13 protein-coding genes are annotated in these 13,393 nt (G+C 63.1%); all 13 read right to left on the bottom strand.

Features of this window, described 5'->3' with window-relative positions:
* Nucleotides 1-152: 152 nt before the first annotated feature.
* Nucleotides 153-920, bottom strand: coding sequence for a coniferyl-alcohol dehydrogenase (locus FAZ69_RS00830; RefSeq protein WP_136892481.1), 768 nt, complete (start codon nucleotides 918-920; stop codon nucleotides 153-155).
* Nucleotides 921-1,045: 125 nt separating this feature from the next.
* A complete protein-coding gene (locus FAZ69_RS00825) occupies nucleotides 1,046-2,524 on the bottom strand; it encodes an aldehyde dehydrogenase family protein (RefSeq protein ID WP_136892051.1) in 1,479 nt (492 codons plus the stop codon).
* A 117-nt stretch (nucleotides 2,525-2,641) separates the two neighbouring features.
* Complete coding sequence (locus FAZ69_RS00820; RefSeq protein ID WP_136892050.1) at nucleotides 2,642-4,117, bottom strand: NAD-dependent succinate-semialdehyde dehydrogenase; 1,476 nt, start codon at nucleotides 4,115-4,117, stop codon at nucleotides 2,642-2,644.
* A gap of 53 nt (nucleotides 4,118-4,170) precedes the next feature.
* The gene (hpaI, locus tag FAZ69_RS00815) at nucleotides 4,171-4,983 is read right to left on the bottom strand and encodes a 4-hydroxy-2-oxoheptanedioate aldolase (RefSeq protein ID WP_136892049.1); all 813 of its coding nucleotides are present in this window, start codon (nucleotides 4,981-4,983) and stop codon (nucleotides 4,171-4,173) included.
* A 7-nt stretch (nucleotides 4,984-4,990) separates the two neighbouring features.
* Nucleotides 4,991-5,794 (bottom strand): 2-oxo-hept-4-ene-1,7-dioate hydratase, encoded by an 804-nt coding sequence (gene hpaH / locus FAZ69_RS00810; protein ID WP_136892048.1) that lies wholly within the window; start codon nucleotides 5,792-5,794, stop codon nucleotides 4,991-4,993.
* A gap of 14 nt (nucleotides 5,795-5,808) precedes the next feature.
* Nucleotides 5,809-6,924 (bottom strand): cupin domain-containing protein, encoded by a 1,116-nt coding sequence (locus FAZ69_RS00805; RefSeq protein WP_136892047.1) that lies wholly within the window; start codon nucleotides 6,922-6,924, stop codon nucleotides 5,809-5,811.
* A 33-nt stretch (nucleotides 6,925-6,957) separates the two neighbouring features.
* The gene (locus FAZ69_RS00800) at nucleotides 6,958-7,977 is read right to left on the bottom strand and encodes an ornithine cyclodeaminase family protein (protein WP_136892046.1); all 1,020 of its coding nucleotides are present in this window, start codon (nucleotides 7,975-7,977) and stop codon (nucleotides 6,958-6,960) included.
* 14 nt (nucleotides 7,978-7,991) lie between these two features.
* Nucleotides 7,992-8,582: a hypothetical protein gene (locus FAZ69_RS00795; protein ID WP_240702051.1), complete on the bottom strand. Its 591-nt coding sequence runs from the start codon at nucleotides 8,580-8,582 to the stop codon at nucleotides 7,992-7,994.
* 157 nt (nucleotides 8,583-8,739) lie between these two features.
* Nucleotides 8,740-9,111, bottom strand: coding sequence for a nuclear transport factor 2 family protein (locus FAZ69_RS00790; protein ID WP_136892045.1), 372 nt, complete (start codon nucleotides 9,109-9,111; stop codon nucleotides 8,740-8,742).
* 27 nt (nucleotides 9,112-9,138) lie between these two features.
* A complete protein-coding gene (locus FAZ69_RS00785) occupies nucleotides 9,139-9,678 on the bottom strand; it encodes a flavin reductase family protein (RefSeq protein ID WP_136892044.1) in 540 nt (179 codons plus the stop codon).
* Between the two features lie 18 nt (nucleotides 9,679-9,696).
* Nucleotides 9,697-10,968, bottom strand: coding sequence for an acyl-CoA dehydrogenase family protein (locus tag FAZ69_RS00780; protein WP_136892043.1), 1,272 nt, complete (start codon nucleotides 10,966-10,968; stop codon nucleotides 9,697-9,699).
* A 206-nt stretch (nucleotides 10,969-11,174) separates the two neighbouring features.
* Nucleotides 11,175-12,140 carry a 3-keto-5-aminohexanoate cleavage protein gene (locus FAZ69_RS00775; protein ID WP_136892042.1) on the bottom strand — a complete coding sequence of 322 codons (966 nt, stop codon included), beginning with the start codon at nucleotides 12,138-12,140 and terminating at the stop codon, nucleotides 11,175-11,177.
* Between the two features lie 80 nt (nucleotides 12,141-12,220).
* Complete coding sequence (locus FAZ69_RS00770) at nucleotides 12,221-13,258, bottom strand: homogentisate 1,2-dioxygenase (RefSeq protein WP_169708517.1); 1,038 nt, start codon at nucleotides 13,256-13,258, stop codon at nucleotides 12,221-12,223.
* Between the last annotated feature and the right edge of the window lie 135 nt (nucleotides 13,259-13,393).

Below are 13,393 nucleotides of genomic sequence, written 5' to 3'. Positions count from 1 at the left end.
TCCTTGTCAGTTGTCGTTTCTCTTTTAATAAAACATACGCATCACTAATTAATATCTCACCAATCATCCTCCCCTATTCGCTTCGTGCTGCTTCCGACGAATCGGCCGCCATCGCTTCAGAAAGCCATGGCGGCAATTCGCAAATGCATTGATCAGACGTAGGTCGAGGCCAACCCGCCATCGACCGGAAGATTGACGCCGGTCACGCCGCGCGCCGCATCGCTACAAAGAAACGCCACCACCGACGCAATCTCGTCGCTGAACGATGGCCGTTTGATACGCCATGCCTCCTTCTTGACGTGCTCTTCGCCGAGCATCGCGACGAAATCGCCAAGCAGTGGCGTGAACACCGGCCCCGGCGCCACGCAGTTCATGCGAACACCTCTCTCGAGAAAAATCCTCTGGGACTGCGTGAGAGTCCAGACGATCAGCGCTTCCTTGAAATACTGGTAACAGCTCTCTTGGGGAATCGGGTTTTCGGCCAGCCACGCGAGCCCGGCCTCGAAGCTCGGCGTCTCCGCCAACTTTCGATGCTGCTCGAGCCGTTCCGGCCATTTCGAGCCCAGCATCGACGAGATGTTGACGATGCTCGCGCCAGCGGGCATCCGTTGCACGAGCCGCAGCGTCAAATGGCGCAGCCCGAGATAGTTGACGCGCGCCACCAGGTCGAGCGGCGCCGTGCCCGGCACGCCCGCAATATTGGCGAGGCCATCGACGCGTTCGGGCAGTTGCTCGAGCGCCTCATCGATAGCGGATTCCTGCGACAGGTCGGCCTTGACGAAACCGTCCAGTGACAATGGCGGGTCGTTTCGGTCCACACCGATTACGCGCGCGCCCTGCAGACGCAAAAGCTTGGCGGTGTCGGCTCCAATGCCGGAACTGACACCGGTGACCACGATGGTTTTTCCGTAAAACGTCATAACAGCGAACTCCTCAACGGGCGAATCCGCCCGCAAACTGGACTTGAGAAAAACTGTGTTGGCAACGGCAGAGACGCCACTTGGCAATAGCCCGAACGCGCGTCCGCGTTGTCCAAAGCGAGACGTCAGAACGGGTAGGCAGGCGGTGCGGACTTGATCGTCACCCATTGCCAGCGCGTGTACTGTTCGATGTCCGCCGGTCCGCCGACGGAAGTACCGTTGCCGCCGAGACCCGGTCCGCCGAATGGATTCGTGTAGTCGTTGTTCACGGTCTGGTCGTTGATATGCACCATGCCGGCGTTGATGCGCTCGCCGATCGCGAGTGCCCGAGCGACATCGCGGCTGATCACGCCCGCGGCCAATCCGCCATGGCTGTTGTTGGCCAGCTCGACGGCTTCCTCGTCGGTACGGAAGGTGACGAGATTGAGCACGGGGCCGAACGGCTCCTCGTCGAAGCTGCGCATGCCCGGCTTGACGCCGGAGAGCACCGTGGGTTGATAGAACAGACCTTCGTGGGCGCCGCCGGCCTCGAGCTTCGCGCCGGCCGCGATGGTGTCCTTCACGACCGCGTCGAAACGCTCCAGTTGCCGCTGATCGATCAGCGGGCCAAGCGCCACGCGCTCGGCAGCGCCGTCACCTACCGGCAGGCGCTTCGCCTTGCTCACCAGTCGCTGTTTGAGTTCTTCCGCCACAGCCTCATGCACGAGCACACGGTTGCTCGCCATGCAGACCTGGCCTTGGTGGAACCAGGCGCCAAAGGCCGCAGCGCTTGCGGCGGCATCGAGGTCAGCATCGTCGAGGATGATGAGATTGTTCGAGCCGCCGAGTTCGAGCGATACCTTCTTCAGGTGACGCCCCGCCAGTTCGCCGATGCGACGTCCGACCAACGGCGAGCCGGTGAAGGCGATCATCGGCACGCGCAGGTCCGTCACGAGCGCCTCGCCGGCCTCGGCATCGCCCGACAGCACCTGCAGCACCCCGGCCGGCAGCCCCGCATGCCGGAGCATTTCAGCCATGATCGCGCCGCCGGTGAATGGCGTACGCGAATCGGGCTTGAGCACCACCGCGTTGCCCAGCGCGAGCGCGGGCGCCACCGAGCGGAGACCGAGAATGAGCGGGATGTTGAATGGCGAGATCACGCCGACCACGCCGTACGGAACACGCCGCGCGATCGACAAACGGCCGGGCGTGCTCGGCAGCACGTCGCCTTGCGCACGCACCGGCAGGCCGGCCGCGAGCTGGCACAGGAGGATCGCTGCGCTCACCTCCTGTTCGCCCTTGCGAATCACGCCGCCGGTTTCGCGAGCAATGGCGTGCGCCAGTTCGCCGACATGCAGTTGCAGCCACTGCGCCGCGCGCAGCAGCACGCCCGAGCGTTCACGCGGGGCAAGCGCCGCCCAGGTCGGCTGCGCCGCGGCCGCATGCGCGATGGCCTCACGCATATCCTCGGCCGTGGCGATGCCGGCCTGACGCAGTACTTGTCCAGTGGCTGGTTCGATCACTGGCCGTTCACCACCGCGCGCCGGCCGCCACACGCCGTTGTCGAACAAACGGCCTGCCTGCGCTTCGGCGTCCATGAATGCGAGCCCTTCTGAGATGTCCATCTTTCTTGTCTCCTGTCGATGGGACTTAGCGCTTTAGCGCTTAGCCCCATCCCATGCAAAGCTGCTGGTCACATAGCCAGCGATATGTCATTGGTGAAACGGTGCGCGGCCAGCAGGTCAACCAACCGGCGGCGAATCGGGCTTGATGCCCCCCATGCACAGATATTTGGTATCGATGTAATCGTGAATGCCGTACTTCGAGCCTTCACGGCCCATACCGGACTGTTTGACGCCGCCGAAGGGCGCCACGGCAGTGCTGATGAGCCCCGAGTTGATTCCCACCATGCCGTACGCCAAGGCGCCGGCAACCCGCCAGACACGGCGCACGTCAGTCGTGTAAAAGTAGGCAGCCAGTCCGAACTCGGTATCGTTGGCCATACGGATTGCGTCGGCTTCGCTGCTGAAGCGAAAAAGCGGAGCGACGGGGCCGAAGATCTCCTCCTTAGCCACGTGCATGTCGGGCGTCACGTCGGCCAGCACCGTCGGTTGATAGAACGTCCCGCCCAATGGATGGCGGGCGCCGCCGGCGACAAGACGCGCGCCTCGGGACAGCGCATCGCCCACGAGTTGCTCGACCTTCTCCAACGCGGAATGATCGATGAGCGGGCCTTGCTCGACGCCTTCCTGCATGCCGTCACCCACGCGCAGCGCAGCGACAGCGGCTTGCAGCTTCTCCGCAAAGGCGTCGTACACGCCATCCTGTACCAGCAGCCGATTGGCGCACACGCAGGTCTGGCCGGTGTTGCGATACTTGGAGACGATTGCGCCTTGCACGGCTTCGTCGAGGTCGGCATCGTCGAAGACGATGAACGGTGCATTACCGCCCAGCTCCAACGACATCTTCTTGAGCGTCGGTGCGCACTGCGCGGCCAGCACGCGGCCAATCTCGGTCGAGCCGGTGAAGCTGAGCTTGCGTACCGTGGGGCTGGCGGTCAGCACACCGCCTATGGCTCGTGCGCTGCCGGTGACCACGCCGAGAACGCCGGCAGGGATACCCGCGCGGCAGGCCAGCTCCGCCAGCGCCAGCGCCGACAGCGGGGTCTGCGAAGCCGGCTTGACGATCATCGTGCAGCCGGCGGCCAGCGCCGGCGCCACCTTGCGGGTAATCATGGCCGCCGGAAAATTCCACGGCGTGATCGCCGCACACACGCCCACGGGCTCCTGCGTGACGACGAGCCGCTTGTCGGCCCACGGCGAGGGCAGCACGTCGCCATAGACGCGCTTTGCCTCTTCCGCGAACCACTCGATGTAGGAAGCCGCGTAGGCGATTTCGCCGCGCGCTTCGGCCAAGGGCTTGCCTTGTTCGCTCGTCATCAAAAGCGCAAGGTCCTCCTGATGCTGCATGACGAGATCGAACCATCGACGCAGCAGGCGCGAGCGCTCATCCGCCGTACGCGCCCGCCATGCGGGCCAAGCTTTTTCGGCAGCGGCGATCGCTTGTTCGGTTTCCTCGCTTCCGACCGACGGCACGTTGGCGATCAGCTGACCCGTGGCCGGATTGCGCACGGCGATGGTCTCGCCGCCGGCGGCGTCTATCCATCGGCCGTCGATCAGACATTGGGTTTTCAGCAGGGTTGGATCGGAGAGTTGCATGCCTCTCTTGCCTCTAAGAATTCGTGGGTGAAGTCATGGCGGCATAGACCGCTTCAATAGGCCTGCGCCGAAGCCGGCTCCGCACGCGCTTCGGCACGTGTCGGCCGATACCGCTGCGCCAGTTCGGTAGCGGCCCGCACGAGCAGCGTGGTATCCACGCCGACCGCGACGAACAATGCGCCGTGTTCGAGATAGGTACTGGCGAGCGTGGCGTCCACAGCCAGTACGCCAGGCGCCTTGCCGGCCGCGCGCACGCGCCTGATGCCGTCGCAGATCGCCGCGACCACGTCGGGATGCCCTGGCTGGCCCAACAATCCCATCGATGCCGAGAGGTCGGCGGGGCCGAAGAAAACGCCATCCACGCCGTCCTGCGCCGCAATTGCGTCGAGCTGGTCGAGTGCGCCAACGCTCTCGACCTGGACCAGCAGGCACATCTGCGCGTCGGCCTGCTGCAGATAGCCAGGTATCTGGTTCCATCGCGAAGACCGAGCGAGCGCACTGCCGACGCCCCGAATGCCATGTGGCGGATAGCGCATCGCTTGCGCGAGGCTGAGTGCCTGTTGCGCGCTCTCTACCATCGGTACGAGCAGCGTTAGTGTGCCGAGATCGAGCAATTGCTTGATCAGTGCCACGTCTCCGACGGGCGCTCGGACAATCGGGTGCGTCGCATAGGGCGCAACAGCGCGCAGTTGACTCAGCACGGACTGCAAGTCGTTCGGCGCATGCTCGCCGTCGATCAACAGCCAGTCGAAACCCGTGCCCGCAACCAGCTCGGCCGCATTTGCATGCGCCAGTCCCATCCATAGCCCGATCTGTGGACGCCCCTCGCGAAGCGCCGTTTTGAATGCGTTGTGTGGCATCTGCATCGCGGCCTCACACGAATCGGAACGTGACGCTGCCGAGACTTCCGTAGTCGGCGTGCAGGGTGTCGCCGCGCTGCGCATAGGTCGGACGCGTGAACGAGCCCGCGAGCACCACCTGGCCCGCTTCGAGACGCTCGTCGTAAGGAGCGATCTTGTTGGCGAGCCAAGCCACCCCGGTAGCCGGGTGATTCAGCACGCCCGCCGCGAGTCCGGTCTCTTCGATGACGCCGTTCTTGTGCAGTAGCGCGCCGATCCAGCGCAGGTCCAGGTCGAGCGGGCGCACGGGACGCCCTCCCATCACGATGCCCGCGTTCGCGGCAAAATCGGAAATGGTGTCCGTGACTCGACGCATCTCCTTTGTGTCCCGGTCGTATTGCTCGATGCGCGCATCGATGATTTCGAGCGCGGGCGTGACGTATTCGGTTGCGCGCAACACGTCGAACAGCGTCACACCCGGCCCTTGCAGCGGCGCGCCAAGGACGAACGCCAGCTCGACCTCGACGCGCGGCGCGATGAAGCGGTCGAACGGGATATCCGATCCGCACTCGAAGAACATGTCGTCCATCAACGGGGCGAAGTCCGGCTCGCTGATCTGCGACGCCATCTGCATGGCGCGCGAAGTAAGCCCGATCTTGCGCCCGCGCACCTTGCGGCCGTCAGCCTCTTCAAGCCGGACCCATTCGCGCTGGATGGAATACCCGTCCTCGACGGTCATCTGCGGGTATTGGCGCGAGAAATGCCGCACCTGCACGCGCGACTTGCGCGACTCGTACAGGCTACGCGCCAATGCCTGAATCGTTTCCTTGGGTAGCATCGAACCGGTCCCGTTCAGGCGATCTTGCGGTTGGTGGCAAAGCCCAGCTGGCTGCCCAGCACGGCCAAATCGTGCTTGAGGTCTTCCTGCCAGAGCAGCGATTCCATATGGATGTTCAGCGGCTGATCCTGCACTGTCAGCTCGTATACCGGTTCGTCGTATGAAGCATGGTTATGCACGGCCCAGCCCGGCGCGGAAAGCATCAGGTCGCCCGCCTTCCATTCGTACCGGTTGCCGGCGACGACGCTATGGCCAGTGCCGTGGAAGTAGTAATTGATGGCGGCCGACACATGACGATGAGGGCGATCGACGATCTTCGGCGGACGAATCGTCATGGTCGCGAAGAAGTTGGGCGTAATGCCGTTGGTCCGGCCCGTAGCGGGGTTGTAGTACATGTACAGGCGGCGACCGATGTAGTCCTTGCCGAGCGCCTCCAGCTTGTCGAGCTCGGGCTTGACGCAGCTCCATTTGAAGAGCATCGGGTTGGAGATGACGCGCTGGGGATTGATCAGCACCTCGTACGGCATCAGCAAGCCGCCGTCATCGCTGATCGGGAACACGCCGAACGGGTTCTTGCGTCGCGGATCGTCGCTCGCTTCCTCGTGCACGGCAGCAACCGCGCCGGCGCGCACATTGTCCTCGGTGATATAGATGTCCATGAACTGCAAGAGCGGTGCATTCGAATAGGTAAGCCGCACTTGCAAGTCATTCGTCTCGTTGTGATGCGTATAGGCGAGAAAGCTCGGGTGATTCCATACATCGTATTGCTCGAAGTCGATGCGCTTGCCCGCGATTTCCGTATGCCCGCCGCCGCGAATGCAGAAGTTCACCTCCGTCGCGTTGTGGCGGAATGGCGCGGTCGATTCGCCCGGCTTGAGAACGGACAATCTCACCTGGATGCCCGGCGCGAGACCCGGCGTATCGTGGCGCGCCATGGGATGTACGATCAACGTTTCACGGCGGCCGTTCTCGGGCCTCGGCAGCGAGGCCAAGCGTTCGACCTCGGCTTCGATCGTTTCCTTCGAGATAATGAGCGGCGCCCATTGCTCGTTATGTGTTTGGGGCGCTTGGCCGCTGACGTCGAGCAGACGGGCGCCAACTGTCTCGAAGTTTCTGCGAAGGTCATTCATGTCGTTATCTCCTATGGATGTCGTTGTTGGAAGTCAGGTCACGGACGAAGCCGCCCCGTAAGCGGTTTGCCCGGACCCCTGCCGGAACCGGATCGCCGCCTTTTTCGGTGGCTCGATCGGACGGCCTACACCGGCGCGTCTCGCGCGATCGACCAACGCCGCGCCGAGGGCGACGTCCGAGAGTCCCATGCCCATGGCCTTGAAGATCGAGATGCGCGTCGGCTGCCAGACGCAGTGTCCGGCAGCGATGACGCTGCCCAGCGTCTGCACGCGATCCCACGAATCGTCCGCGAACCGGCGTGTGAACTCGCGCGACTGTTTTTTCACCCCGTCCAGGTAGTCGACGCAGACGGCACCAGCGCGATCGAAAAGGTCCTGTGCGAACTCCTCCCGGTCCAGCCCGATCGCGCCGATGGCGTTGACGTGGGCGCCGGGTTTCAGGAAGCGGCCGTACATCACGGGCTCGGTGGCACGCGTGGCCAGCGTGACGACGTCCGCGCCGTCGGCAGCCGCCTCGACGCTCGCCGCGGGAACGGCCCGGATGCCGAGTTCGCGCTGTACCTTCGCTGCGAAAGCCTCGCGGGTGTCAGCCGAGCGCGAAAAGACGCGCAGTTCCGCGATGGGACGCACCGCAACGACGCTGGCCACCTGCGACAAAGCTTGCTTGCCGCAACCGATGATCGCCATCACCGAGGCGTCAGGCGACGACATCCACTTGGCGGCAAGCCCAGAGGTGCCTCCCGTCCGCATGTTGCCCAGGGCGAACGCTTCGATCACTGCCGCCAGTTGACCGTCGTATGCGTCCCAGAGCATCAGCAACGGACAGGTTCCCGCTTCGGCGTGTGTCCAGCTCTTGGTTCCGACCAGCGAACCCAATTGCCCGCCCAGGGCGTGAAGATTGCTCTTGCCATACTGCAGCATGGTCTTGCTCATGTTGCCTGCCTGACCCGCGGATTCGGCGGCGAGCGAATGCTCGAGGGCGGTGATGGCGTCCGGCAGCTGGATCAATTCGACCACGTCCTGTTCGGTCAGCCAGATGGGGGTGGAGGTCATGTGCATTTCCTCCTTTAGCGGGCATTGCGGGCGGGCGCGCCGTCGCCGCGGAAACCGTCTTCGAAGATCGACGGCACCGGCGGCTCCAGTTCAAGCGTGTTCACCGTCAAGGCGTGGGTGATATAGCGCCCGACCAGCATCACGATCGCCATCGAATGCGATGGGCCGAACGCTTCGACCACGGCGGCGAATTCCTGCTGTGCCTTTTGACCGCGGGTCTCGACAGCCGCGATGACGTAGCGCTGCACGGCCTTCTCTTCCGGAGCCATCGATTGCGACGCCTCGGGCTGCAACCGCTCGACCTCCGCAATCCAGTCGGCGCTGTACCCGAGCCGGATGCACAACCGCTCGTGCTGATTGCGTTCATATCGGTTGCTCATCAACGAAGCGGTCGTCAATACCGCGACCTCGGTCAATCGATCCGGCAGCGCGTCTTTCAGTTCGTCGGTGAAACGCATGAACGAAAGCAGCACGCCTGGCGCGTGTGCCGCGCACTTGAACAGTTCACCGAGGTATTTGAGGCGTTCGACGCGTGGCGTCAGGTACTGGCGAAGGTCTTCGCGCATCTGCTGCAATTCGAGACGAGGAATCCGGGATGACACCATTCAGCTCCTGACGGGTTTTCGTTGTGGGTGATGTGGCAATCTGTAGTCCGCAGCATAACCAACAATCAACGTTGATTGATATTGATTAACGATCAATGTACTCAACGCGTCTTGGTGTTTTGGCCTGCCCGTCGACGTTTGCAGTTGCCCCACGGCCTCAAGCTTCCGCGCTGAAAAGCGTCGACGCATCGATGAAGACGGTGAACTCGCCGATGAGCTCGCCGCGCATCCTCCAGATGACGGCAGCCGGATACACCTTGCGGATTCCGTCCTTTCGTCGATAAGCGACGCGAAGCCTCGAGATGACCACGTCGCCTGCGCGCCAAGCGGCGTCGATCTCGTGCGTCATGCCGTCGAACATCTCCATGAAGGCGCGCAGGTGGGATTCGATCGCTGCGCTGCCCGTCACCGGATCGGCATTGGCGAAAACGAAGGTGCAGTCCGGCGTCAAATGCGCGGTCAGCCTGCGCGGGTCCATAGCGTCGACATCCCGATAGACGTTTCGGACGAAGTCGATGGTTTCGTTCATGGCGAGTCCTCGTGGAAAGCGCGATGGTTAGGCGATGCTGCTTTCTGCAAGCTCGTGAATGGAACCCATTCGGCCTGCGTGAAAGAACAATGGCGGCAAATCGGTCGAGTCGAAGCGCTCGATTTTTCCGATCAGGACGATGTGGTCCCCTTCCTCGTGGGCCGCATGTCGCCGGCACTCGAAGGTCGACACACATGCCTTGAGCCGGGGGCATCCCCCCATCCCCGCGTCGAACATCGACTCGAAAGCCTCGAACTTATCGAGCGATGGCCGGGCAAAATGCAGCGCGAGCTCTTTTTGATCCATCGACAGCACGTTGACGATGAAGTGCGAGGCGGTAAGAAAGCTGGCTGCGCTTCGGGCCGCCGTACGCACGCTCCAGAGGATCAGCGGCGGATCCAACGAGAGCGATGCGAACGAATTGATCGTCATGCCCTCCCGTTTGCCTTGCGGGTCAACGGTGGTGACGAGGCACACTCCAGTAGGAAATGCGCCCAATGAACGGCGCAGGCGAAGCTCGTCGGAGCCCGTGCTCGGCGCCGAAGTTTCTGCCGATGGTGAACCCATGATGTCGCTCCCTCGCGTCTAGTATTGGCCTTTCGGGTCGAGTCCCAGCAGGTACTGGCCGGTCATCGACGAGATGGCGTCCCAATTCAGGCTGAAGTGCTTGACGATCATGTTCGAGTCGCGCCATATGCGTTGAAGCGGTTGGTCCAGTGACAGACCTGCTGCGCCGACGCCGGCGAACAACGCATCGACCGCCTGCTGGCATAGGCGCGCCGCGAAGGCCATGTCACGGCGGTTGCGGATACGACGCGCGACATCCACGCCTTTGTTTTCCAGCGCGTTTTGCTCTATTTCAGCCGCGCAGCGGTACAGCAGAAGCCGGGCGGCATCCACGGCCGCGGTCGCTTCGGCGATGCGCGATTGAACCGGGAAGAACTGGCTCAAGCGATTGCCTGCACCGGCAACACCGCCGCGTGTGATGCGGTTTCCGCACAGGAGGGTGAAGTTCTCGATTGCGCTTTGCGCGTTGCCAATCATGGGTGCGGCAAGACAGACGGGGATCATCGACAGCACGGGAATACGGTAGAACGGACCGCGGTTGACCTCGGCCCCGGGCGCGTGACTCGATGCAGCTTCGGCAAAGGTGAGGCATCGATGGGCGGGAACGAACGTATCGCTGTCGAGTGCGACTGTCTTCGATCCCGTTCCCGCCTGGCCGGCCACATGCCAGTCGTCTTCGATCCGCCAATCCGACGACGGCACGAGCAGGAAGCCTCCAGTAGGCGCATCCCCTTCCTTCTCCGGAGGAAACTGAACGCCGAGCAGCGCCCATTGCGAGTTGTCGACATTCGACGCCCATTGCCAGCGTCCCTTGACGCGGTAGCCGCCGTCGCAGCGCTGCGCCATGGCCGCGGGCGCATAGGAACCGCACACGATCGCATCCCGATTGGCGCCCCACACATCGTCCTGTGCCTGTTCCGGAAACAGTGCGACGACCCATTGATGGATCGCCGCAATCGAGCATCCCCAAGCGGATGATGCGCAACCACGCGCGACCTCGCTGATCACATCGATGAATGCCGTGAATCCGTATTCGTAGCCGCCATACCGAGCCGGTTGCATCAGTCGGAAGAACCCGGCATCGCGAAACCGCGTGATGGTCTCTTCTGAAATACGACGATCGTTCTCGGTCTGGCGGGCGTTCTCCTGCAGGTCATGCACCATCCCGCAGGCTCGTTCGACCAACGATTGCACCGGCGGAACGCCGGCAACCGGCGAGCTTCGTCCTGCCCCGTCGAAGGGGACCGGGGAGAAGGAGAAAAAGCGTTCGTCGACAGTCGCGTGAGTCATGGAAACTCCTAAACGTGTATTGCGTTGCTCTGCTTGCTGGGCGTGACTGCAGCGCACCCCTGGTCGCCGGCTATCACCGGCGGCGGGAGCTGCTCTCGGTGGAGGCGCAGCGGGTGAACAGCGCATGCGCCTCCGGCATCAAGCGGTCCGCCTGACACGCGTTCGCCGCAGCAACGAAAGAAATACCTGTGGCGTGCTGCCGGTCTTCAGCGAGCCGGCTTTCCGATCAGCGCGCGATACTCGTTGGCCGACGCCGGCTTGCGGCCATGCAGCTCCGCGATGTCCTTCGCCATCTTGAACATCTCGAGGTTGTCCTTGAGGCGCTCGTCGGAATTCGGATACTTCCACGGCGTATCCTCCGTCCCGACCCGGATGTGCAACCCCATCATCGTTGCGAGCGTGGTCATGTACAGCGACGCGCGACCGGCTGCGCAAACGGACATCACCGACGTCGGATCGATGCTGCGAATCTGGTCGACCATCAGGAACAAATGCCGCGCCATGTCCTGCGCGTTGCTGACCCACGTGCCCGAGATCAGGCTGCGCCCCCCGTTGAACGGAAGGCCGTAGAGAATGAGCCAGTTGTAGGGTTTCTTCAGGATGCCGGTGTCGATGAGCTTGCGCTTGGCCAGCTCGATCTCCCCGGAGCTGTGCACGGCGAGTTCAGGCTTGACGCCGCAATCCTCCAGCGCCTGGATCGCCGGGACCATGAACGCGTCCGGATGGCCGGGCGCGCACGGAGCGACTTCGGCCAACCCTTCGCGTGCGGGGCTCACGCAGATATCGAATGTCGTTCCGTTGAGCACGTTGAGGTTCGGAACGAAGTCCTTGCCGAACCGCTTGCGCAGCGGTTCGAGGACGGTGCCGTAGGCCTCGACAGGCGGCAGGTCGCGATCGAGGCGCCGGCCCTGGTTGTCCGTCACCCAAGTGAAGTCGATATGCACGCCACATGCGCCGGCCTCGATCACATCGGAGGCGGCGTCGACATAGGTCTGCAGGGAGGTCGGCTGCGACGTGCCGGTGCCGTCGAACCGCCCGGAGACGGCCACGTTGATGGCAATCTTCTGCGATACATCCCACTTGGGCTGCACATCCGACGGCGCATGGAATTGATAGGTTTCCATTTCGCGCTGAGCCGCTTCCCACAGCGGCAGCTTTTCGATCGTGTTCATGCTCTGCTTTCCTGTTTTTTAGGCAAAAGGATCCCCTCGGCACGGGCGTGCCGAACACGAAGGGAACGGGTGACGGGGATTTAGGCGGCGGCGGTCGGATGAGGACCGTAGTTGCCTGTCTCCATCAATTCGGAGGCAGCAAGCGCTTCAGGCGTGAAGCGCAAGGTGGCGCGCGTCTCGAGCAGCCAGGCCTGGTATCCATCGGGCACGGCTTCGCTCGGTCCATGGTGGATGACGCCCTTCGGCACCCACGTGAGCGTCCCGGGTTCGGTACAGGCGCCGTAGGCACCCGGTCCGCGAACGTAGAGGATCACTTCATCGAAATCGGCGTTGACGTGCACCGGCGGACGGCCGCCCGAGCGGGCGCTCAGGTTGAACATGAGCGACTCGCCGTTGCGAGTCGATAGGAACATGGACGGTGGTCCGCCGTGTGGTTCGTAGGTGTGCAGTTGGATGCTCGCCAAGCTGAGCTTCCAGACCGGAACAGCAGTGGACAGCTGTGCGCCGAGCGCGAGCGGATCGTGTGGCACGACGAAGGTCGTCACCTCCTCATCCGCCGTTTTCAGCACCAGTTTTCCTGGCCCGCCCGCGTCGAGCTCGCGATCGATCTTCGGATAGCGGACATCGCGAGCAAAGTTGATCATCCCGAACGGCGCTGGCGGCGTGAGGCTCGCAGCGGATGGACATTCGACGATCATGCTGCGCATGGCGCCCTGGATCGGCGCATAACGATAAGCGACCGATCGCGGGATGCAGACGAAGTCACCCTCCTCCGCCTGAAGGCTGCCGACCTCGGTATCGAAGCGCACCTGGCCGGACTGAATGAAGTGAATTTCGTCAGACTCGACGTTCCTGACGGTGAACGGCATCGGTGCGTGGCGAGCCGACGTGAGCAGCCGCACACCGATCCTGGAACGCGCGACGACGGTGGGCAGCGCATCGGCATCCGACGCATCTTGCGGAACCAGCCGCTCCAGTATCAGCCGGCGCGGGGCGTGTACTCCCTGCACCGACAGGTAGTCAGGCGCATATCCACGCCGCGTCACCACCGAAGCCGGACCGGCAAATCCTTCACGCGTCCACAGATGTGGCACGCCTGCTTTCGTATCAGCACTCATCTTCTGTCTCCTCCTCGGGCTGTGCCCGTCTAGTGTTTGCAGGAGCGGTCGGCGCTTTCTCAAACGCTCAACTTAGTACCGTACCGATCGGTTCGATTTTATGACCGACGCATCGAACCCGTCAATAAAACCTGC

The organism is Trinickia terrae, assembly GCF_005144415.1.
In the GTDB taxonomy this organism is placed as follows: domain Bacteria; phylum Pseudomonadota; class Gammaproteobacteria; order Burkholderiales; family Burkholderiaceae; genus Trinickia_A; species Trinickia_A terrae.
This window is presented reverse-complemented; position numbering and strand designations above follow the sequence as displayed.

Excerpts from the sequence above, each read along its gene's own strand:
- FAZ69_RS00830 (WP_136892481.1), bottom strand. The coding sequence starts at position 920 with ATGACGTTTTACGGAAAAACCATCGTGGTCACCGGTGTCAGTTCCGGC.
- FAZ69_RS00825 (WP_136892051.1), bottom strand. The coding sequence starts at position 2,524 with ATGGACATCTCAGAAGGGCTCGCATTCATGGACGCCGAAGCGCAGGCA.
- FAZ69_RS00820 (WP_136892050.1), bottom strand. The coding sequence starts at position 4,117 with ATGCAACTCTCCGATCCAACCCTGCTGAAAACCCAATGTCTGATCGAC.
- hpaI (WP_136892049.1), bottom strand. The coding sequence starts at position 4,983 with ATGCAGATGCCACACAACGCATTCAAAACGGCGCTTCGCGAGGGGCGT.
- hpaH (WP_136892048.1), bottom strand. The coding sequence starts at position 5,794 with ATGCTACCCAAGGAAACGATTCAGGCATTGGCGCGTAGCCTGTACGAG.
- FAZ69_RS00805 (WP_136892047.1), bottom strand. The coding sequence starts at position 6,924 with ATGAATGACCTTCGCAGAAACTTCGAGACAGTTGGCGCCCGTCTGCTC.
- FAZ69_RS00800 (WP_136892046.1), bottom strand. The coding sequence starts at position 7,977 with ATGACCTCCACCCCCATCTGGCTGACCGAACAGGACGTGGTCGAATTG.
- FAZ69_RS00795 (WP_240702051.1), bottom strand. The coding sequence starts at position 8,582 with ATGGTGTCATCCCGGATTCCTCGTCTCGAATTGCAGCAGATGCGCGAA.
- FAZ69_RS00790 (WP_136892045.1), bottom strand. The coding sequence starts at position 9,111 with ATGAACGAAACCATCGACTTCGTCCGAAACGTCTATCGGGATGTCGAC.
- FAZ69_RS00785 (WP_136892044.1), bottom strand. The coding sequence starts at position 9,678 with ATGGGTTCACCATCGGCAGAAACTTCGGCGCCGAGCACGGGCTCCGAC.
- FAZ69_RS00780 (WP_136892043.1), bottom strand. The coding sequence starts at position 10,968 with ATGACTCACGCGACTGTCGACGAACGCTTTTTCTCCTTCTCCCCGGTC.
- FAZ69_RS00775 (WP_136892042.1), bottom strand. The coding sequence starts at position 12,140 with ATGAACACGATCGAAAAGCTGCCGCTGTGGGAAGCGGCTCAGCGCGAA.
- FAZ69_RS00770 (WP_169708517.1), bottom strand. The coding sequence starts at position 13,258 with ATGAGTGCTGATACGAAAGCAGGCGTGCCACATCTGTGGACGCGTGAA.